At 35.7% G+C, this 21,422-nt stretch carries 20 protein-coding genes; 2 read left to right on the top strand and 18 right to left on the bottom strand.

Going from position 1 to position 21,422, the window contains the following annotated elements; genetic code table 11:
• Positions 1-22: 22 nt before the first annotated feature.
• The 9 genes from ACQV2S_RS03410 to ACQV2S_RS03370 form a co-directional block, all read right to left on the bottom strand.
• Entirely contained in the window at positions 23-481 is a 459-nt protein-coding gene (locus tag ACQV2S_RS03410; protein ID WP_428874863.1) for a Fur family transcriptional regulator, read from the bottom strand.
• Positions 482-608: 127 nt separating this feature from the next.
• Positions 609-2,102, bottom strand: coding sequence for an aminomethyl-transferring glycine dehydrogenase subunit GcvPB (gcvPB, locus tag ACQV2S_RS03405; protein WP_428873600.1), 1,494 nt, complete (start codon positions 2,100-2,102; stop codon positions 609-611).
• Positions 2,102-3,451, bottom strand: coding sequence for an aminomethyl-transferring glycine dehydrogenase subunit GcvPA (gcvPA, locus tag ACQV2S_RS03400; RefSeq protein WP_428873599.1), 1,350 nt, complete (start codon positions 3,449-3,451; stop codon positions 2,102-2,104). The genes gcvPB and gcvPA overlap by 1 nt, the downstream gene beginning before the upstream one ends.
• Positions 3,452-3,570: 119 nt before the next feature.
• Positions 3,571-3,930, bottom strand: a complete 360-nt coding sequence (gene gcvH / locus ACQV2S_RS03395; protein ID WP_428873598.1) for a glycine cleavage system protein GcvH — start codon at positions 3,928-3,930, stop codon at positions 3,571-3,573.
• A gap of 83 nt (positions 3,931-4,013) precedes the next feature.
• Positions 4,014-5,150 (bottom strand): glycine cleavage system aminomethyltransferase GcvT, encoded by a 1,137-nt coding sequence (gcvT, locus tag ACQV2S_RS03390; protein WP_428885020.1) that lies wholly within the window; start codon positions 5,148-5,150, stop codon positions 4,014-4,016.
• Positions 5,151-5,168: 18 nt separating this feature from the next.
• Complete coding sequence (locus ACQV2S_RS03385; protein ID WP_428885019.1) at positions 5,169-5,795, bottom strand: cyclodeaminase/cyclohydrolase family protein; 627 nt, start codon at positions 5,793-5,795, stop codon at positions 5,169-5,171.
• Positions 5,796-5,804: 9 nt separating this feature from the next.
• Positions 5,805-6,659, bottom strand: a complete 855-nt coding sequence (locus ACQV2S_RS03380) for a bifunctional 5,10-methylenetetrahydrofolate dehydrogenase/5,10-methenyltetrahydrofolate cyclohydrolase (protein ID WP_428885018.1) — start codon at positions 6,657-6,659, stop codon at positions 5,805-5,807.
• 94 nt (positions 6,660-6,753) lie between these two features.
• Positions 6,754-8,424 (bottom strand): formate--tetrahydrofolate ligase, encoded by a 1,671-nt coding sequence (locus tag ACQV2S_RS03375; protein WP_428873594.1) that lies wholly within the window; start codon positions 8,422-8,424, stop codon positions 6,754-6,756.
• Between the two features lie 301 nt (positions 8,425-8,725).
• Positions 8,726-9,841, bottom strand: a complete 1,116-nt coding sequence (locus ACQV2S_RS03370; RefSeq protein WP_428873593.1) for an ATP-NAD kinase family protein — start codon at positions 9,839-9,841, stop codon at positions 8,726-8,728.
• A gap of 144 nt (positions 9,842-9,985) precedes the next feature.
• Here ACQV2S_RS03370 and ACQV2S_RS03365 point away from each other — a divergent pair, with 144 nt between their 5' ends.
• Positions 9,986-10,537 carry a chromate transporter gene (locus ACQV2S_RS03365; RefSeq protein ID WP_428873592.1) on the top strand — a complete coding sequence of 184 codons (552 nt, stop codon included), beginning with the start codon at positions 9,986-9,988 and terminating at the stop codon, positions 10,535-10,537.
• Positions 10,538-10,541: 4 nt separating this feature from the next.
• Positions 10,542-11,096 (top strand): chromate transporter, encoded by a 555-nt coding sequence (locus tag ACQV2S_RS03360; protein ID WP_428873591.1) that lies wholly within the window; start codon positions 10,542-10,544, stop codon positions 11,094-11,096.
• 158 nt (positions 11,097-11,254) lie between these two features.
• On the opposite strand, the gene ACQV2S_RS03355 is transcribed toward ACQV2S_RS03360, so the two are convergent.
• From ACQV2S_RS03355 to galE, 9 genes are all read right to left on the bottom strand, one after another.
• Positions 11,255-12,133, bottom strand: coding sequence for a M15 family metallopeptidase (locus ACQV2S_RS03355; protein WP_428874865.1), 879 nt, complete (start codon positions 12,131-12,133; stop codon positions 11,255-11,257).
• Positions 12,134-12,262: 129 nt separating this feature from the next.
• The gene (locus ACQV2S_RS03350; RefSeq protein ID WP_428873589.1) at positions 12,263-13,585 is read right to left on the bottom strand and encodes a nucleotide sugar dehydrogenase; all 1,323 of its coding nucleotides are present in this window, start codon (positions 13,583-13,585) and stop codon (positions 12,263-12,265) included.
• Between the two features lie 48 nt (positions 13,586-13,633).
• Positions 13,634-14,395 (bottom strand): glycosyltransferase family 2 protein, encoded by a 762-nt coding sequence (locus tag ACQV2S_RS03345; protein WP_428885017.1) that lies wholly within the window; start codon positions 14,393-14,395, stop codon positions 13,634-13,636.
• A gap of 13 nt (positions 14,396-14,408) precedes the next feature.
• A complete protein-coding gene (locus tag ACQV2S_RS03340; RefSeq protein ID WP_428873587.1) occupies positions 14,409-15,476 on the bottom strand; it encodes a hypothetical protein in 1,068 nt (355 codons plus the stop codon).
• Positions 15,473-16,774, bottom strand: coding sequence for an O-antigen ligase family protein (locus ACQV2S_RS03335; protein ID WP_428873586.1), 1,302 nt, complete (start codon positions 16,772-16,774; stop codon positions 15,473-15,475). The genes ACQV2S_RS03340 and ACQV2S_RS03335 overlap by 4 nt, the downstream gene beginning before the upstream one ends.
• A 35-nt stretch (positions 16,775-16,809) precedes the next feature.
• Positions 16,810-18,222: a lipopolysaccharide biosynthesis protein gene (locus ACQV2S_RS03330; RefSeq protein ID WP_428873585.1), complete on the bottom strand. Its 1,413-nt coding sequence runs from the start codon at positions 18,220-18,222 to the stop codon at positions 16,810-16,812.
• A gap of 3 nt (positions 18,223-18,225) precedes the next feature.
• Complete coding sequence (locus ACQV2S_RS03325) at positions 18,226-19,401, bottom strand: glycosyltransferase (RefSeq protein ID WP_428885016.1); 1,176 nt, start codon at positions 19,399-19,401, stop codon at positions 18,226-18,228.
• A gap of 23 nt (positions 19,402-19,424) precedes the next feature.
• Entirely contained in the window at positions 19,425-20,255 is an 831-nt protein-coding gene (locus ACQV2S_RS03320) for a hypothetical protein (RefSeq protein WP_428885015.1), read from the bottom strand.
• A 24-nt stretch (positions 20,256-20,279) separates the two neighbouring features.
• A complete protein-coding gene (galE, locus tag ACQV2S_RS03315; protein WP_428873582.1) occupies positions 20,280-21,290 on the bottom strand; it encodes a UDP-glucose 4-epimerase GalE in 1,011 nt (336 codons plus the stop codon).
• Positions 21,291-21,422 lie beyond the last annotated feature (132 nt).

Here is a 21,422-nt window from a genome sequence, read left to right as displayed (position 1 = left end):
TTCAACAAGTTGGCAGTTTTCTTTAATTGTTTTGTGCTTCTTTCTCATAACACTCTTGACAAAACCCATAAAAGGATACTTCCATCGCTCTTACCTTAAATTTACCTAACTCTTTTATTTCGGTGTATATATCATTAAATTGATTTAAAAAAACATCTTCAATTTTTCCACAAGCTTCGCAAATTGTATGTCCGTGGGGATGCACATTAATATCATAGTGTTTTGTTTTTTCATCAATGTTCAACTCTTGTAAAATGCCTGCATTCACAAAAGCACGAACATTATTATAAACTGTTGCTAAACTCATTTGTGGATAGTCTTGTTGAACTTGCTGGTAAATCTCTTCAACACTTGGATGCTTGACTTTTGTCAAGATTGTTTTTAAGATGGCTCGTCTTTGAGGAGTTATACGAACTTTACCCTTCTTCATTTTTTCTAAAAGTTGATTAATATCGGATTCAATAGCCTTTTCTGTTTGCATGGACAAACCACCTTCTAATATGTTTATATAGAAATGAATGATAATAAATTGAAGCTGTTACAATTTAACATTTTAAATTATATCCATCAAAAAATCAACTGACCGAGATCAGTTGATTTTGATTTTTTTATTCTACTTCAGCAGATTCTGATTCATGTTTCTCAAAAGTATATTTTAGAACTGGCTTACGAGAAGCTCCTGCTTCATCCAAACGTCTTACAGGTGTATTATGTGGAGCTGTTTGAACAATTTCAGGATTATTAATAGCCTCTTGATTAATCTTAATTAAGATATCTGCTACATAATCTAAGTCTTGCTTAGATTCTGTTTCAGTCGGCTCAACCATTAAACATTCATTAACATGCAATGGGAAGTAAGTTGTTGGAGCATGAATACCAAAGTCTAAAAGTCGCTTACCAACATCTTTAGCTGTTACTCCATAATCTTTCTTGTGACGACTTAAGTCCAATACAAAGTCGTTTTTGTTGAAGTTAGGGAATGGTGCATCAAAGTATTCATTAACACGTACTCGTAAATAGTTAGCATTAAGAACAGCATCTTCAGAAGCACGACGTAATCCTTCAGCTCCCATTGAGCGAATGTATGTATAAGCACGAACGTTTACACCAAAGTTTCCAAAGTTTCCTTTGATACGACCATAAGATTTCTCAGGTGTTTCAAGCTCATATTTGTCGCCATTTTTTACCACATTGGGTCCAGGAATAAATGGTGCTAATTTATCCACAACGCCAATTGGTCCTGATCCTGGTCCTCCACCACCATGAGGTCCAGTAAAGGTCTTATGTAAGTTCAAGTGACAAGCGTCAAAGCCCATTGCACCTGGAGAAGTTAATCCCATAATAGCATTTAAGTTTGCACCATCATAATAAGCAAGTCCACCCGCTTCGTGAACAATATCTACAATTTCCTTAGCATCTTTTTCAAACAAACCAGCTGTTGATGGGTTTGTAATCATAATACCGGCAATATTTGGCCCTACAGCAGCACGCACTGCCTCGACATCAATAATCCCTTCTGGAGTGGAAGGAAGCTCAACCGTTTCGAAACCAGCTACCATAGCTGTGGCTGGGTTTGTTCCGTGAGCAGAGTCAGGAATTAGTATTACTCGACGTTGCTCCAATTCTCCAATGGATTCAAAATAAGCTTTAAAAGCTAATATTGCTGCTAACTCACCTTGAGCACCTGCAGCTGGTTGTAAAGTTAATGCTGGAAATTGAGTGATTTCCTTCAAATATTCTTGTAATTCATACATTAATTGTAGTGCACCTTGAATAGTGTCTGGATCTTGTAAAGGATGAATATTCGCAAAGCCATCCATAGCAGCTACATCTTCGTTAATCTTTGGATTATACTTCATTGTACATGATCCTAATGGATAAGGACCTGATTCAACACCAAAGTTACGGTTTGAAAGTGCTGTATAGTGACGTACAATTTGTAGTTCAGAAGCTTCTGGTAAACGCGCAGGTTCTTGACGTGCATATTCTCCTAATTCTGATAATAAGTCATACTCTTCTACTTCAGAAACTGGCAAATCATAAGCTGTGTGCCCTTCTTGCGAAATTTCAAAAATCAATTTATCATAATCTTGTAAGATCATTATTTTGCCACCTCCACTAAAGCAGTTACAAATTTATCCATTTCTTCTTTGGTACGCTTTTCAGTTACACAAAGTAGATAGGCATTATCAACACCAATTGCTTTTGAAGCATCAAAGCCACCAACAAATCCTTTTTCAAATAATTCTTTATTGACTTGACGTACATCTTTATTTAGTTTGATAACAAACTCGTTGAAAAACGGTCTAGTGTTAAGAACTTCAAAACCTGCTGCTTTTAGTTCTTTCGCAAGATAATGTGTATTATTGATATTAGCCTGTGCTAATTCTTGAATACCAACCTTACCGTATGCTGACATAGCAATAGATGATGCTAAAGCGAATAAAGCTTGGTTTGAAGAGTAGTTAGAGGTTGCCTTTTCACGACGGATATGTTGCTCGCGTGTAGAAAGGGTCATAACGAATCCACGTCTACCTTCTTCATCTACTGTTTCCCCGACAATACGCGAAGGAATCTTACGCATTAACTTGTCATTAACGGCAAAGTAACCACAGTGAGGGCCACCTAAAGACATTGGTATACCGAAAGGCTGAACATCTCCAACAGTAATATCTGCTCCAAAAGCACCTGGTTTTTCTAGTTTTCCAAGAGCTAATGGATTAGCAGAAACAATTAACAATGTTTTTGTTCCTTCTAAAGCTGACTTAATTGCTTTTAAATCCTCAACCGATCCAAAGAAGTTTGGATATTGAACAATAACTGCCGCTACTTCAGCATCTAATTTAGCTTTTAAATCTTCAAGACTTGTGACTTCATTTTCAAGTGCTATTTCTTCAACAGCGTAATCTTTACCGAAACCGTAAGTTTTTACAGTTTCAATTGCTTGTGGGTTTAACCCTTTAGAAACTAATACTTTTTTAGACTTCTTAACATGGTTAAACGCAAGGTTTGCTGCTTCGGAAACTGCGTTATATCCATCATACATACCACAGTTTGCCAAATCCATACCTGTCAGTTCAGCAATCATTGTTTGCCATTCAAATAATGCTTGCAATTCTCCTTGAGATACTTCTGGTTGGTAGGGAACATAAGCAGTTAAGAACTCTTGACGCATAATAATATGATTAACAATCGAAGGTACATGGTGGTCATACGTTCCAGCACCTAAGAAAAAAGGCATTTGACTGGACGAAGTGTTTAGAGCCGACATTCTAGTCAGTTCTTTAACAATTTCCAATTCAGAAAGTGGTTCAGGTAAGTTCATTTTGCCTGTACGGCGTACATTTTCTGGCAAGTCAGAGAAGATATCCATAATATCTTTAACGCCAATTGTTTCTAGCATTGCTTGGCGGTCTTGGTCTGTGTTAGGTAAATATCTAAATTTTGCCATGATCTGCTCCTTAGTCTATTTTTTTCTTTAATTCGTACTTTTTAAATTAATAGCAATTTTGACTTAAATATTAGAGTGACATAGAGTCACTCTAATAAACAAACCTTTAAAATTTATGATTATTCAGCTGGCTCTTCAGTTAAGAATTCTGATGTATCGATGTCTTCTTCAGTTTCAATTTCGAAGAACCATCCTTTACCTTGAGCATCTTCGTTAACTGATTCTGGTGCATCTTCTAACTCTTCGTTCACCGCAACTACTTTACCTGCAAAAGGTGCGTATACTTCAGATACAGATTTAACAGATTCTACTGTTGCGATTTCTTCTTCAGCATCGAATTCATCGTCGACTTCTGGTAATTCAACGTGAACGATATCTCCTAATTGCTCTGCAGCAAAAGCAGTGATACCTACACGTGCTTTGTTAGGTGCTAAAATTTCAATAAACTCGTGTTCTTCTGTAAAAAATACTTGTGACATTATAAATGACCCCTTTTCTTAAAATTGTTTATGTGCTCATTTTATCAAACATTTAACAAAAATGAAACCACTTTAGTTTAAATTTACTTACTAGCAGCTAACCAGTCTTTCTTAGTTAATTCTGCTTCAATTTCTTTACCGCGGATATCGATAATTACTTTATCACCAACTTTATAATCAGTGGCAACACGCATGAAACCTAGAGGGTATCCTAATGTAGGTGATTTCGTTCCTGATGTTACTACCCCAATCACTTCACCCTCTTGATTTTTAACTTCCATACCATGACGAGCGATTTGTTTGCCGTCAATCTTAAATCCTCGAGACGCTTCTTTCTTATCGCCGGCGCGATAAGCAGCAATTGCTTCTTTTCCGATGTAATCTGCTTCTTTAGCTTTTGGTGCTGCAAATGCAATACCACCTGCGATTGGGTTGACGCTCTCATCGAAGTCATTGCCATACAGTGGTAAACCAGCTTCAAGGCGTAAAGTATCACGTGCTCCTAGCGCACATTCTTTAACACCTAAATCTTGACCTTCTTCAACTAATTTCTTCCAAATCTCAAGCATATGTTCAGCTGGAATATATAGTTCGAAACCTTCTTCACCGGTATAACCAGTACGTGAGATTTGAACACGATCAAAACCAGCTACTACTTGATCTTGCTTATAAGAATAATATTCAATCTCTTTCAAGTTAGTATCTGTAATGCGAGCCAATAATTCTTCAGCATTTGGTCCTTGAACAGTGATTAATCCCCAGTCATAAGTTTCATCTGTGATCTCAACTTGACCCTCTTGATTATGATCATGCATCCATTGAACAATCTTTTCACGGTTAGAGCCATTTGGAGTTGCAACAAACTCGTCATCATTGCGGCGGTAATAAATCAAATCATCTAAGATGCCGCCATCTTCTTTACATACAGCGGTATATTGAGCTTTTCCGTTGAAAGTAGCTTTATGCACATCATTAGTGATTAATCCGTTCCACCAGTCATAAGCATTCATCTTAGCCGATTTAACACGCACCTCTCCCATATGTGAAGCGTCAAATAAACCTACTGCATTACGAACTGCCTCGTGCTCCTCAGCAATTTTGGTGATTTGAATTGGTAATCCCCATCCACCAAAATCTGTAATCTTGCATCCTTTTTCGATGTAATAGTCATACATAGGTGTTTTTTTCAATCCATTTTTATCTAATTGAACGTTTGTCATTATACTATCTCCTTCGCCTTACTTGATTAAAATATCTTTGACTTGTGTGTAGTATTCATCTAATTGAGAGGACAATTCAGCGACCTTGTTGTTAGCAAGCTCATAATACTCTTCTTGCTTTTCCTTATCCTTAAGCTGTCCTCCATTAATATATAAGTTTAATGAAGAAGCCTGAACAGCCGAACGTAACATTTGAAGACCTACACCAACATCGGAAACGATGATTTTTTTAATTAAAGGAATAACCTTGTCAAAGCCCTCCACAATTTGGCTGACTTCTGAAATCAAGTCAACTGGAGGTTGAGATGCAATTACTAACCCACTTTGAATTGCTTCATTACGCACTTGTTTTTCTACGTCTGTTGCTCTCGGCATACCATACGCTTTAGAAAGTGGTTCAAACTCAGTTGCATCGCGGTCGATAATGTTCACAAAAATCTCTTTACTTTTTTCAAACTCTTCAATTTTTTTAGCAAGAAAAGTTTGATCCTCTTTAGACAATTTATCACTTTGCGAGAAAATCATAGCCATCAAAATAGCACCAATACCCAATCCAGCTGTAACGCCCGCTGCAGCCCCTCCACCAGGAGTTGGATCATTAGAAGCTAACTTGTCAATAAATTCTGTGACTTTTAATTCTTTCATTACGCGCTCCTATTCTAAGCCATTTAGAAGCTTAGCACCTTTAACAACTTGTGAAGCCAGAACACCTGTTGTTACAGAACCAACACCACCTGGGACAGGAGTGATAGCACTTGCTTTAGGCTCAACTTCATCAAAGCGAACATCTCCAGTTGCCTTACCATCTTTGTAACCAAAGCCAACATCAATTACTGTTGCACCTTCTTTGATGTAGTCAGGGCCAACAAGTCCTAAAGCTCCGGTAGCTGAGACCACAATGTCAGCTAAAGTAGTGTGGATAGTGTTGTCTTTAGTATAGACATGTGTATTTGAAACAGTTGCATTACGGTTTGATAACATAACTGCTAATGGCTTACCAACAACTGGTGATGAACCAATAACACAAACTTCAGCACCCTCTAATTCATAGTCATAGTAATCAAGAATTTCGATACAAGCTTGTGCTGTAGAAGGAGCCATTGCAGTTGGATCATTGTTAATTAGCTTACCTAAGTTAATTGGGTTCAAGGCATCTACGTCTTTATATGGATTTAAGCGCTCAGCAATTTCTGCTCGCTCAATTCCTTCCGGGAATGGTTGCATAATGATAACGCCTGACACAGATTTATCTGCATTTAATTCATCGATAATTTTTAAGACATCTTCGGTGGTCTTAGCATCCAATTCAGTACGAGCTTCTGCTTCGATTCCACATTTTTCCATTACTTTCATAGCATTTTTTTCATAAGCCATGGAAGAAGGGTTTTCATCGACACGTAACACTACTAATTTAGGAACAATCCCTTTTTCTCTTAAAGCTTCTGCTTCTTGACGAGTACGCTCGCGAATTGCTTTCCCAACTTCTTTACCATCTAAAATCTTACCCATAAGATCCTCCCTTTTCTATTCAATACACTGTAAAAGTCGAACGAGCAAAAATTTACTCGCTCGACTATTAATTTTATCTTAGAATCAATTCTTTTTAGAACAATCCTTCAATGTTACCTTTTTCATCAACATCAATACGGTTAGCAGCTGGTTCTTTTGGTAAGCCAGGCATCTTCATAATGTCACCTGTCATAGCAACTAGGAAGCCTGCACCAGCAGAAACGGTTAAGTCACGGATAGTAACAGTAAATCCTTCTGGAGCTCCTAATAATTTAGGATCATCGGAGAATGAATATTGCGTTTTAGCCATACAAATTGGTAATTTACCATGTCCTTGCTCGGTGAATTGCTTAATTTTCTTCTTAGCTACTGAAGTAAACTCAACTTTTGCACCACCGTAGATTCTAGTTACTAATGTTTCAAGTTTTTCTTCGATAGAAGCTTCTACATCATAAGCAAACTTAAAGTTGCTTTCTTTTTCAGACGCTTCAACTACAGCCTTAGCTAGTTCAGTTGCACCTTCACCTCCATCAGAGAAGTGAGTTGAAAGAACAACTTTAACGCCTTCTTTTTCACATTCTTCACGTAATGCTTCAATTTCGGCATCTGTATCAGTTGGGAACGCATTGATAGCTACTACTGGGTTTAATCCGAACACATTCTTAATATTGTTAATGTGACGCATTAAGTTAGGCATACCTTTACGTAAAGCTTCTACATTTTCAGGTCCTAATTCTTTTTTATCAACTCCACCATGCATCTTCAATGCACGGATTGTTGCAACGATTACAACTGCTGAAGGAGCTATCCCTGCTTGACGACATTTGATGTCTAAGAATTTCTCAGCACCTAAGTCTGCACCGAAACCAGCTTCAGTAATTGTGTAATCTGCATAATTCATTGCTAGTTTCGTTGCAATAATTGAGTTGCATCCGTGAGCAATGTTTGCGAATGGTCCACCGTGCACAAAAGCTGGTGTCCCTTCTAAAGTTTGTACAATATTTGGCTTGATTGCATCTTTAAGTAATGCAGTTGCAGCTCCAGCACCATTAATATCTTTAACAGTAACTGGCTTATTATCTTTACGAGTGTAAGCAACGATCATATTACCTAATTTTTCTTTTAATTCTTGTAAATTATTAGATAGACAGAATGCTGCCATTACTTCAGAAGCTACAACGATGTCGTAACCATCTTCACGTGTTACTCCATCAACACGACGGCCTAATCCATTTACAATATTACGTAATTGACGATCGTTCATGTCGACAACACGACGCCATACAATTCGGTTTGTATCAATATCTAATGCGTTACCATGGTGGATGTGGTTATCTAATAAGGCAGCGATTAAGTTAGTTGCTGCTCCAATCGCGTGGAAGTCTCCAGTAAAGTGTAAGTTAATATCTTCCATTGGAACAACTTGTGCGTATCCACCACCAGCTGCTCCACCTTTAATACCAAATACTGGTCCTAATGAAGGCTCACGTAAAGCAACTGCTGTTTTCTTACCAATTTTAGACATTCCGTCTGCCAAGCCGATTGAAGTAGTTGTTTTACCTTCACCAGCAGGAGTTGGAGTAATCGCTGTAACAAGAATTAATTTTCCTAAGTCCTTGTTATCCATATCTAATTTAGTAAAATCGATTTTAGCTTTTGTTTTACCGTAAGGCTCTAATACATCATTAGAAATACCTAACTTTGCAGCCACATCTTCAATTGGTTGCAATTTAGCTTCCTGTGCGATTTGAATATCTGTCTTCATTAAAATCTTTTCCCCCTTTAGATAAATCACATAGTATCTCTATGCATCTTTCATCATACCATAAAACGTTAGGAAACTCTTACATTTTGCAGGCAGTTTTTAAAAAATTGCATTTTTAGCTTGCAATTCGGTTTTTTCACAAACATTTTTATGTAAGTAAGTACTAAATTTGTTTATATTATCAATAAAGAAAGTTAGTTGTGCTTTTCACAACCGCTATTGATATAGATGAAAGTTGTTATTAATATAGTGATAACCACTTGGTCAACTTAATCTTTTTTCACAAAATTTTCGTTATTTCTTAAATTGCACTTACCTTATACATTCTGGAGTTATGGTATCCTAGTAAAATTTTATGATAACCAGCTAATTTTTCATCAATTTCACGATTACCTGTATAAACTAAAAGCGGTTGACCTTTTAAGGTGTTTAATTTTCCTGGTGTTGCAACGATTATAATATCCTCTTTATCTAGCTTGGCAAGAACCTTGTCAGATAATTGATGATTGCCTCGGCCAAAGAGATATCCTTGACCACCCATCGGTGTAACAATCAATTTAGCTGGCTTGTCCCCAATGATATCCAAAATCTCTTGTTCATAGACATCTTTTTTTACAACTTTTTTATTTCGAATGATATCAACACCTAATAATGTTGGTTCCAGACCTAACTCTAACATTACCGGAGCAACTGTTGAACCAGAGCCAATAATGTAGAAGACATCTTCTTCCATTCTATCTATAATATCAAGCGCTATAGAAACTCTTGCTGCCTCATCCGATTGAGGAGTAGGTGATTTCAAATTTTGTAAATGACTTTCATCATAAGGAACACTTAGGTATCCATAGACTTTAGTAATTATTTCATCCCTACGGAATGCATCTTCTTCAATATCAATAACTTCCTCATCTTTTAGAGACAATTCCTTGTCTTTCAAATACCTCAAAGCTAACTTACCGGCATGTTCCGGTGTCACTGCATAAACAGGAGAATGAATCTTAACACCCGCTGGTATCCCAATCGTTGGAATAGCAAGTTGAGTAACTGAAGCAATATCACGTGCCGTTCCGTCGCCTCCTGCAAAAAGTATTAAATCCACCTCTCTCTCTTGAAATTTTTCAACTAAATGAATGGTATCCTTCGCCATACTGTCACCATCGATTTGATGAATCACTTCATAATTCAATTCGGTTTCTTTTACTAAATCTTCTCCCATTTTACCAGAAGCAACATATACAATTAATTCTTCTTTAAGAGGAGCTAATTCTTTGAGCGCTTTCAAGGCTTTTAAAGGGGCCTCAGGATTAGCTCCTCTCTTAATCGCCTCAGTTAATACATCTTTACCATCGGTACCTTTTAAACCAACTCGTCCTCCCATACCAGCAATGGGATTTACTACAATTCCTAATTTTTTCATTAATTCTCTCCTCTCAATAATCTTCTATTCTATTATAGGTCTTATAAATGTTCTTGTCATACCTAAGCTCTAGTTTACAATTTTTACTTTTCTTTCTATAATTTAAATTGTCTGATTTTACAAGTTCCTTGTAGGAGTGATTTTTTGCAAAAAAATTTGAAATTTTATATCAAATTGTTTAGAGTGACTTTTCTATTAAGTGCTTTTACCTTTGGTGGAGGTTATGTAATTGTAAGTCTTATGAAAAAGCAATTTGTTGATGACTATCATTGGTTTGAAGAAAATCAAATGCTCGATTTAATCGCAATCGCTCAATCTTCTCCAGGGGCAATCGCTATTAATGCCGCGGTGATTGTAGGTTATCAATTAGCAGGATGGCTCGGTGTTCTCACCACTGTTTTTGCCACTATCCTTCCTCCTTTTGCAATTATCTCTATCATTGCACATTTTTATCAGGTCTTTATTGAAAATCAATGGGTGGCTTGGATGTTAGAAGGAATGCAAGCGGGAGTAGCAGCGGTAATTGTTTCTGTTGTTTATACCATGATCAAAGATCTTGTTAAACAAAAAGAAAAGTATCTAATTCTCATTTTTATAAGCGCACTCATTTTAGTTAGTTATTTTAACTTCCCGATTTCATGGTTAATTCTTATTTCTTTATGTGGTGGCTTTATTTATTCTTATTTGAAGAGGTGATTACTTGATTTATTGGGAACTATTTCTTACTTTTTTAAATATTGGCTTACTTTCTTTTGGTGGTGGCTATGCTGCTTTGCCTTTGATTGAAGACTTGGTTGTTCACCAAGAGCATTGGCTATCTTTAGAAGAATTTGGTCATCTAATTACAATCTCACAAATGACACCTGGTCCAATTGCTATTAATGCCTCTACTTTTATTGGTACTCAAATCGGTGGTGTCAGTGGTGCAATAGTTGCTACTATCGGCTGTACCTTACCATCGATAATTATCGTGACTTTTTTAGCCTATCTTTATCAGCGTTTTCAAAAACTAAGTTTAATGCAAGATACCCTTTTTATCCTTAGGCCTATAGTGATTGCCTTAATAGCTAGTTCGGGCTTATCAATTTTTGTGAATGCTATTTGGCAAAAAGAGACTGTTGTTTGGATGGACCCTAATTGGTTAATGTTGGTAATTTTTATTATAGCCATGCTATTACTTAATAAGTTTAAAGCTAACCCCATCGTGATTATGATTTCTGCAGGGATTGTTAATTTGATTTATCATGCATTTTAAAAAATTAGTTGTTACTCATTTGTCCTTTTTAGGGTTATATTAAACAGAAGGTAGGCAACTCTTTGTTTATTTAATAAAACTAAAACACCGTCCTTAACGCTGTTTAACAGTGTTAAGGACGGTGTTTTAGCTAACTTCGGTCACAAGCTCTTTGTCATTTAATCAGTTGATGAGTTATAAAACAGTTTATCAATCGTTTTCTTTTGTTCTTCTAACCACCTTTTTGCTTCATCAACCGCTTGATTTTCAGCCGCTTGTTTTACTTTTTCAATTTTTTTACGCCGGTCACGTTCTTCAATAAGGGCTAGGTACTCTTCAAGAGTAAGCCCATGTTCCATCATAAATTGCGCATTTAGTTGACCTACATAGCGATAATGCCAAGGTTCAAAATTAAAAGTAGTCATTTCTGTCTTATTTTGAGGGTATCTTAAAATAAACCCAAAATTGGCTGCATTTTCTACTAACCATTGGGCCGATGCCGTTTCGCTATAATTTTCAGTTAAGCCTCCTCCTATGCTGGTCCAATCTTGACCTAATATATCAATAGCGAGCCCAGTCATATGCTCTGTGGCATTTGCTGGTGCTGTATATAAATTGGTTAAATATCTCGCTTCTGATTCACTATAACCGACCGCCATTAAAGACTGTTTTCTAGAACTTTCTAACCCTGCTTGCTGATTTGTCGAACGGTATCCTGAAATAATTGTAAATAGATAACCATCCTCCAAACCTGCTTGTAACAGCTGACTAAGTTTTTCTTCAATGTTAGCAGCATATGGAATTCCTTCAATTGAAGTAACTAAATCAACTTCAATTTGATTGTTGATTGGGTTGCTTGGATTCACCAAAAGTAAATTGGGATCATTTAAATTTCCCTCAGCAGGAATTGAATCAATTAATTCATCAACACTAGCATTTGATTTTATCGCATCAATCTGACTCAATTCTGGTAAATTGTATTTAGCTAAAGCCACCGCTTTGTCAAAAGGAAAAATAAGTAGAAGTAAAAATATTAAGAAAATTTTCTTAATACTCATTTTTATCACCTCATATTTGTTTTCAAAGGATCAAGTGTTCCAATAATAAACATTCTGATACGCAAACTACTTAAGGAAACTCTCAAACTATTTATCCTGTTCGATAAAGTGCTTAAGAGCCAGCTATTATTATAAGCGCCAAAAAGTATAGCCAGCTTCCTTAAAATAATCAGCATCCAGTATGCTTTTGACATCTATAAGAACTCTTTCTTTAGGTGATAATTTTGCATTAAACAATTTTTCGATGCTTGTATTATTTAGTTCTCGAAATTCCTGATGAGCTACTGCAAAGATAACAGCATCCGCATCCTGAACTTGATCGAACGCTGTTAAATCAACATCATATTCTGCTTTGGCATCACTTGATTCAGCCCAAGGATCTACTACAACAGGCTCAATATCGAAAGTCCTTAAATAATTGATAATATCGGCAACTTTTGAGTTGCGCGTATCTGGTGTATGTTCTTTAAAAGTTAGACCCAAAATAACTACTTTAGAGTCTGTTACTTTTTTACCCGCCTTAACCATGAGCTTAATCAACTTATCACCAATAAAATCTCCCATTTGATCATTTATTTGGCGACCAGAAAGAATAATCTGACTATGATAGCCCAAGTTTTCTGCCTCGTAAACAAAGTAGTAAGGATCTACACCAATACAGTGTCCTCCCACTAGTCCTGGTGTGAAACCTAAAGCATTCCATTTGGTATTCATGGCATCAATAACATCTTGCGAATCAATTTCCATTCGATCAAAAACGAGAGCTAACTCATTCATAAATGCAATGTTAATATCTCTTTGACTATTTTCAACAACTTTAGCGGCTTCAGCAACTTTAATACTTGGTGCACGATGAACACCCGCTTCAATTACTAGTTCATATACTTTAGCCATTGTATCTAAAGCATCAGCAGTTGTAGCAGAAACGATCTTTTTAATTTTTGGTAAAGTATGGACCTTATCTCCTGGATTAATTCTTTCAGGTGAATAACCTACCCAAAAATCAACACCATGCACTAATCCTGAACTTTCTTCAAGTTCTTCAATACACATTTCCTCAGTAACCCCAGGATAAACCGTTGACTCATAAGCAACTAAAGTCCCTTTAGACATGTTTTTACCTACGGTTCTTGTGGCTGAAATAACCGGATCTAAATTAGGTGTCTTATCTTGATTGATAGGCGTTGGAACCGCAACAATAATAAAGTTCGCTTCTTTTAGCCTACTTTGGTCGTAGGTGAAAGCTAAATTTGTATTCTTGACTGCTTCGTCTCCAACCTCTAGAGTTGGATCGATACCCTGCAAATATTGCTCCACTTTATGAACATTGTTGTCATAGCCAATTGTTTCAATGTGCTTAGCAAATTCTATGGCAATCGGCATACCCACATACCCTAAACCTACAACTGCTAACTTTGTTTTACCTTCAATTAAATTTTGATATATATTCATTTTTGTCTCCTAACCTTATTTAGCTATCTTATATAATTGCTTGTTAAATTATAACCGCCTTTTAATTGCCTGAAAAACATAATGACTATAATAATATATGCACTGATATAGTGGTAATTTTTCTAAATGGCGATAAGTGTACCATGTTCGCTTAAGAGCTGAAAGCTTGTTGGAGGAAATAGAACCAGAAACTTGACGATAGTGATTAAGCACTTCATTTAAAGCATAAGCTTCAATTTTTCGTTCACGCATTAACATTAGCCAAGTTGCTGTGTCTTGTCCTTTCCGCACTAAAGGCATTCTAAAGTCTCCTATTTTTTCACGATCAATCATTACTGTAGAGCAAGCAATGGCTGTGTTTTTTAGAAGGCCATTATAATCTAAACGTTCTGGTAAATCTACTGTTTCTTTAAGGGTTTCTCCACTTTCATCTATTAAGGAAAAATTTGTATAAGTAAAATATAGCGCCTTTTCTTGCATAAATGCTAATTGTTTCTCCAACTTACAATATTCCCAAACATCATCACTATCAATAAATGAAATATATCTACCTCTAGCCAATTCAAGCCCCTTGTTTCTTGCCACTGCGGCACCAGAGTTTTTTGATAAATTAACCAATTGAATACGGCTATCTTCTTGTGCAAATTCTTGAATTATTCTCACACTAATATCATTTGAGCAATCATTGACTAGCAACCACTCCCAATTCTGATAACTCTGATTAAGCACGCTCTCGATGGTTTTTTTTAAGAATCTTTCTGCGTTATAAACAGGGGTTATTATCGACACCAATCCTGATTTTGAATTCATCTCACAATTCTCCTTAAATAATCTGAATTATCTTAATTCTTGCTTGATAAAGCTCTGCCAATTGGCGTTGGTCATTATACCACTTTTTATCGGTAATATTAGCGTCTAAGACGATAACAATTTCATTTGGTGAAAAGTTTGCATCAAGACTTGCTAAGTTAGTCGCTTGCACTCCGTAGGTGTTTCCTTCAGGAGAGATTAGTTCTTGAACATTCACTTCTTGATGCTTTTGTTGTCTAAGGATTACTCGCTGACTATCACTAGGAGTTCGAATTAATTTTTCTAAGACTTCTCGATTATCTTGACGGTTATAAATAAAATGCAGATCATTAATTCCCCAAGTATAATCAAAAGCATAGCCTATTTTATGTCTTCGATAATGTGCAATCATGCTCCAAGCTATCGATAAAATAGCGCCTAAAAAGAGACCCAATAAGCCATAGATAATACTTCCTTTAGCCTCTTTAGTTTGAAATGGGGTCAAAGTTTCCCTACTAGGAACTTCTTCGATCAAATCAATTGGAATCATTTCTCCAATTTCTGGTGACCGAATGATTGAGACAGTATTTTTCCCGAGGAAAGGTAGCTTTTGTTTTTCTAATAATTCAGCATATGCTTCGGCTATCTTTAAGTTTTCTTCAGCATTATTCCCCACCAAAAATCTTAAAGTAATAACATTTGAAGCGGCATCTCGAATTCCTGCAAGCCCACCTCGAAAAGTGTTGGTCTTATACATTTCAAGTTTTTTTTCTGCTTGAAGCCATTTTCCAAACTCGATACCAGTTTCTGCTTCAATTTGTTTAATAATAGTTGGTGTCGCAAAATAGTCATCAAAGACAGCCGCAGTTGAAAATAGACTGCCATCTTCCATTGTAACAATCACTTGGAATGAAGCTGGGTCTTGTTGATAGGCATGGGCTAGATAATTATATGATTCAATTTTATCACTATTTATTAAGCGGTTAACGACATACCTTCCTCCTACAACTAATAATGAGATAATAACTGATCCAAACATAATTCTTCTAAAATTATTTTTAATAAAGCGGTATAACTCGTGAAAAACTGTAGCTAAGCTCATATTCCTAAACTCCTTTTACTTTTAAAATCCTGCGTTTGTTCTTTTGTATCGATTATTTTTACCCAACTTATAATTAAAGCAAAAAATACCCAGTGCCATTCAATCAACATATTATTTGCACTAGTAATACTTGCTAGAATAAAAATAATTAAAAAACTATAGAATACAAAAGAAATATTGCTTTGTAAAACAGAGGTCTTTCTCCCCACTCTAGCAACAAACTCCAACCGTCTTATCATTCCAATGTATGCCCATAAATAAAGTAACAGTGAAAGAATGCCATTAGAAACTAAAATTTCAAGCCACCAATTATGCATATTGGTTATTTCATTAGTTGGCCAGATAGGTCTTACTTTAGCCCAATGCTCGATATTCCCCGATCCTACCCCTAAGCCAAAAGTTTGGGTCAAATAAAGTAAACCATTTCGCCAGATATTCATTCGCTTAGTATCACCAGATAAGCCTGCTTGTGGACCACCTAGAAAAATCACTTCAAAAACTTTTTCACGTATAGGTGGAATTAACATCATAAAAATAATAAAGGCGGTCATTATATAAAGTCTTTTCCCTTGGAAAAGATCCAACTTGAAGTTGCGAACTAGTTGTAAGCCGATAAAAAGAATTAAACATATTAAGGACATTCTTGAGCTAGTTTGGTAGATTAAAAATGTTGTTAATGCAAACATTAATAGTAAGAACATCCTTTGCCAATATCTTTGACTGTAATAGTATAGAACCATACAGAGGGTGACATACGCTAAAAGTAAAGTAGCATAGTCATTTTGATTGGCAAAAAAGGTGATTGGAATCCGAGTCCAAGGTTGGGAATCAAAAGTTCCATATTTATCCAATTTGGTCATATCTGCAAATACATAGATATTACCGATAATTTCGATATAGCCCCAAAATACTAAGGCAGTCATCATCCCCCACATGGCTTGAGCCAGACGAAACCACTGTCTTTTAGTACCCACCCAAAAATAAATAGCCACAATTGATGCCATGCCAACCGTCATTAAAAATGAAACTTGCAGCCAATCTTTAAAATTTTCAGCCCAAAGACCTGTTGTTAAAGCAATTAACCACCAAGCTAAAAAACAAAAAAGCATACGTGTTGAAGCAGAGGGTAACACCAATAAAAGCTTTCGATCTTTTTGTAAAATTTGCCAAGCAAGAATCAGAACAGAAAAAAGAGCAAGAATTCGGTAAAGGGTAATTTGAGCAATTGGCGTTTCAACGGCTAAAATTTGCGAACCTAAAAAAACACTCGTAACTAAAAGTAAACAATATAGAAACATGGGCCACTCCTTTCTTACTCTTTCTTTTCGAACAATTAATTAAAATCCCATTTCTCAGGATTACGCCAGATTTGATAACCATCTTGGATGGTCGAAAACTGAATAATGAGACAGACCAAAGCTAAGCCAAATGTTACAGACAAACGATAAGCATAATCACTAGTGTTAATGAAGGCAGCAATAAACATTAAACAAATGGACATGAGATGTTTACTTTGTTTGAAATAAAAGCCTGTCCGACTTGAAAAATAAGTTCTAGCTAGATAAAACATGATGTAGGCTCCGGATGACGCGGTGGCTGCTCCTAAAGCTCCCCATCTTGGAGTGAGCCAGAGATTAATAAAAAAACTAGGAATCAAAGCCAATAAAGAAACCAATGTATTAAAATAGGTCTTGCGTGAAAAAACAATTCCCAGTGTCGTTGTTTCAGAAAGTGTATACATAATATGAGGAAAACAGAGCAAGCCAAGAATATACTGAACAGAACGATAGTCCTCGCCTAAAATCATCATAATCAAGGGGCGAAATACAAGAATCCCAAAAAAGATACCCGTTAAAACAAAAAGAACAGCGTCTGAAATAAATTTATAATGCTTCATTGACTTGCCTTCATCATGCCATCGATAGGCAGTAGGAACCCAAAAGGTTGCAAATGCTGTCTTTAAAATACCAATCATATTGACAATCGCGATGCCCGCAGCATAAAACCCTAATTCTTTTTTGGTAGAAAAAGACCGAAGCATTAAGCTATCAATTGTATTGAGCACCGAATTAAGAGACATTGCAATCATAAGCGGAAAACCAAAAGATAATAATTTTTTTATAAGGTCATAGTCAACAACAAAATCATTCCACGATAACAAATCTCTATAACGTAAGAAAAGAAAACTATCCCCTATAAGTTGACCAAAAATCATTCCAAAAACCACTACACGAAAATCGCGAATGCCCAAAGCAATTATAGACAAGGAAACTGCAAAAATTAAACTCTTTAATAAAATGGTAAAGCCAGAATATTCTTTTGCTTTTTCTTGCATACGAATAGAAATGAGTACGAAGCGTTCAATAATCATTGAAATAAGTAAAATTGTACTCCAAATCACAATATAGCCTGCGTTAGGATCACTAAACAACCAATTCGCAATGGTCTGATTAAAAACAAGCATAACAAATGATAGAAGGATTCCCATCCCGATCGGGATAATAATTGCTTGTTGAAAAAGATGTTTTTTAGATGCAGCTTGATGAAATTCACGAGAAAAAGCCTGATCGAGACCAATATAAAGAAAATTAGGAATGTTTAAGATTAAGTTTCGATACAATCCTGAAACCCCATATTGGTCTGCTACTAACAACTGAGTCAAAATGCGGATTTGAATCAGTGAAATTAATGCACCAATAATCGGTCCTAAGGAAAACCCTGTTAATCTTTTCATAAAATGTTTCATATATTACCTCGAATCTATCCGAAAATGGCTCACTTGATGATCTAACACCTGGCGATACAGCTTGGCTGCAGCTTCATTAGTAAGGGACTTAGCTTGTATACTTCTAAATCGTTCTTCATCAGTGGGAATTTTAGTTGAACTTTGATGATAAAATTCAATCAGCCTTTGATACCATTCTTTAGGTTCACAATTTAAAGATAAAAATTGAATCAACCCCAAGCCCAAGTCTACTTCTTGACTTATTTGATCGCTGGCAAGCACGGGAATGCCTACCGCTTGAGCTTCAATGGCTACCGTGCCAAAACCTTCAGAAAAAGAGGGCATAATTAATAAATCGATACCGGCTAATAAATTAGCAACCGGACTAATTCTGCCAGCAAAGAAAACTTGGGCATCAATTTCTTTTTTTTCTACCTCTTTTTCTAAAAAATCCCGATCTTCCCCCTCACCAGCAATCACTAAACGCAAGGGATGATGCTGCTTTTTACTATAAGCTACGACTTCTAAGGTCAAAGGATGATTTTTAATTGCCGTTAAACGCCCCACTTGTCCAATTATTAGACTTTGTTTACTTTTCTTAGTGAATTTGCTTAGCCAATATTTACGACTTGTTCGCTTCTTTTCAAAATCGATAAAGAAATCATTGGGCTCTATGCTATTTGGAATAACCACAGAGGATTCTCCAACTTTCAAAGCAAACAATTCTTCTATTGAAAGTTGAGAACATCCAATCGGTAAACGAGACAATCTTCTATTGACTTGCGCATCAAAAACTTGCATCAATTTATTTTTTAAAGCTGGATTTTTGTCATAACGGTAATGCCCATGAATATAGAAATCAAAGGGCGTATCCTTTTGGAATTGATGGGCTAAATAATAATAAATGACTGAACGGTAACCTGCAATATGACTATAAACTACTTGGTAGGCATTCTCTTGAAAAGCTTTAGCAAAACTATTCTTAAAGGATTGCCAAGAAGTTTTTTTGGGGTTATTCAGAAAATAAATCTGACCACCCGTCTCTTCAATCGTCTGTTTAAAATAGTCAGGCACTTGACTGTAGGTAGCTACATCAAAAACCATCTCTTGATTGCTAGCTTCTTTAGCTAAATTGTGAATAAATGTAGAAATGCCTCCTCCAAAAGATGACATTAGATGTAGGATTCTAATTTTTTGCAAAAGCTTCCTCCTTATACGACTTTCTACTGATTTAAATTTAGGGATTCTAGTAATCTTTCTCTTTCACTTCTTGTTTGTGTGCTAGATAGGTCAAATGTTTCAGTTTTTTGACCCTTTTGAAGATTATAGTAGAGAGTAAATTTTAAAAAATGGTTAAAACCAATGTTACTTTTTACCAGGTAATCCGTTTGATTTAATTCTTTGGCTAGTTTTAAAAAGTGATGATAATCCATTAAATTGTCAGCCATAATTTGACTTGTCTTTTGTTCTTGCCGATCATCATTGTTAATATTTTTGAATAATACTCCATTAGAGTTCTTTTTAGCAACTTCTTCTAACCTATCAAGATCTAAGACAATTAAAAAATCAATGGGCAAATTATATGATTGAGTCAATTGTTCAACTAAAGCTAACTCTCCTTGCTTTAAACCATATTCTCTGATTGTTTTTGACATTTTAGTATCTGATATAAATAAATCTAATTGTGGATCGATGTTGACTTGGACTATCTTTTCTTGATTAAAATCCCATAAATAATAAGTTAATTCTTTAATTCTTTTCTCCCCAATTCGGCCTGCTTGACTGTAATCATAGCTCAAAACTAAGAGCTCGATGCCATCTTTTGCTAAGTCTTCAAAAGACCTATCTTTTTTTTCTAGTAATTCTTGTCCAATAGTATAGTATTGCCATTCAGAAGGATTATGGACAAAGGTGCCTTGGAAAGAATTTTTCAAATCATCCAGATAGCCAAAAAAGAGAAAAGTAGAAAAAACTAAAAGAATCATTACAAGAAAAAAGACCAAAAGTCTTTTTGAAAAAAAAGGACGTTTGTCTGATTTCTGTTCTGGAAACATATGCTTCCTCCGTTCAATTTATCATTAAAATCCTTCAGGATTTTTTTTCTGCCAATTCCATGAATCTAAACACATGGCATATAAGTTTTTTTGAGCCTTCCAATTCAACTCTTGATTAGCCCTTTCAGGATTGGCATAGGCAATCGCGATATCCCCTGGCCGACGATCCACGATTTGATAAGGTATTTGGACTTGATTGGCTTTTTCAAATGCCCTAATTAAATCTAGGACAGAATAACCTTGACCGGTCCCCAGATTAAATATTGCGACACCTTTATTTTTTAGATTGTGGCTAATCGCTTTTTGATGACCTTGTGCAAGATCTACTACATGAATATAATCACGCACACCTGTTCCATCGTGTGTTGGATAATCATTACCAAACACTTGCAATTCACGGCGCTTACCGATTGCTACTTGAGTAATATATGGCATTAAATTATTAGGAATTCCCTGAGGATCTTCACCAATCAAGCCAGAATGATGTGCTCCAATAGGATTAAAATAACGTAATAAAGTCACCGACCACTCAGAATCAGAATACGATAAGTCTTGCAATATTTTTTCTAAGACTAATTTTGTATAACCATAAGGATTACTAGCCTCACCCGTCGGCATTGATTCATCAAATGGCGCTTTATGTGCCTCACCATAAACAGTTGCTGAAGATGAGAAAATAATATTTTTGACTTGGTTTTCCTGCATGACTTCGAGCAAGGTAATTGTACCACTAAGATTATTATGATAATACTTTAAAGGTTTTTCAACAGATTCACCAACAGCCTTATAGCCAGCAAAATGAATGACTAAATCAACAGGATGATTTTTAAAAATTTGAGCCATTGCCTGTTTATCTTCAATGTTAGTTTGATAAAAAGTAACGTTTTTACCAGTAATTGTATGAATACGATTTAAAACCTCTGGTTTTGAATTTGAAAAATTATCGACAACGATTACTTCTTGATCATTGTTTAATAGTTCAATAACTGTATGACTGCCGATATATCCAGTTCCTCCTGTAACTAAGATTGACATATATAGCCTCCATCCTTAGCTTATTTATATTCTGATTAATTATAGCATAACAAATCTAGCTAGATTCATTCTTCATAATTTCTTCCAAAATTTACTCCTACTTCTTAACCTAATAGGAATTGAGGTCCACAA

It is taken from the genome of Facklamia sp. P13064, assembly GCF_050409425.1.
Lineage (GTDB): Bacteria > Bacillota > Bacilli > Lactobacillales > Aerococcaceae > Facklamia.
The sequence above is the reverse complement of the archived record's forward strand: the minus strand, read 5'-3'. Positions and strand labels throughout refer to the sequence as shown.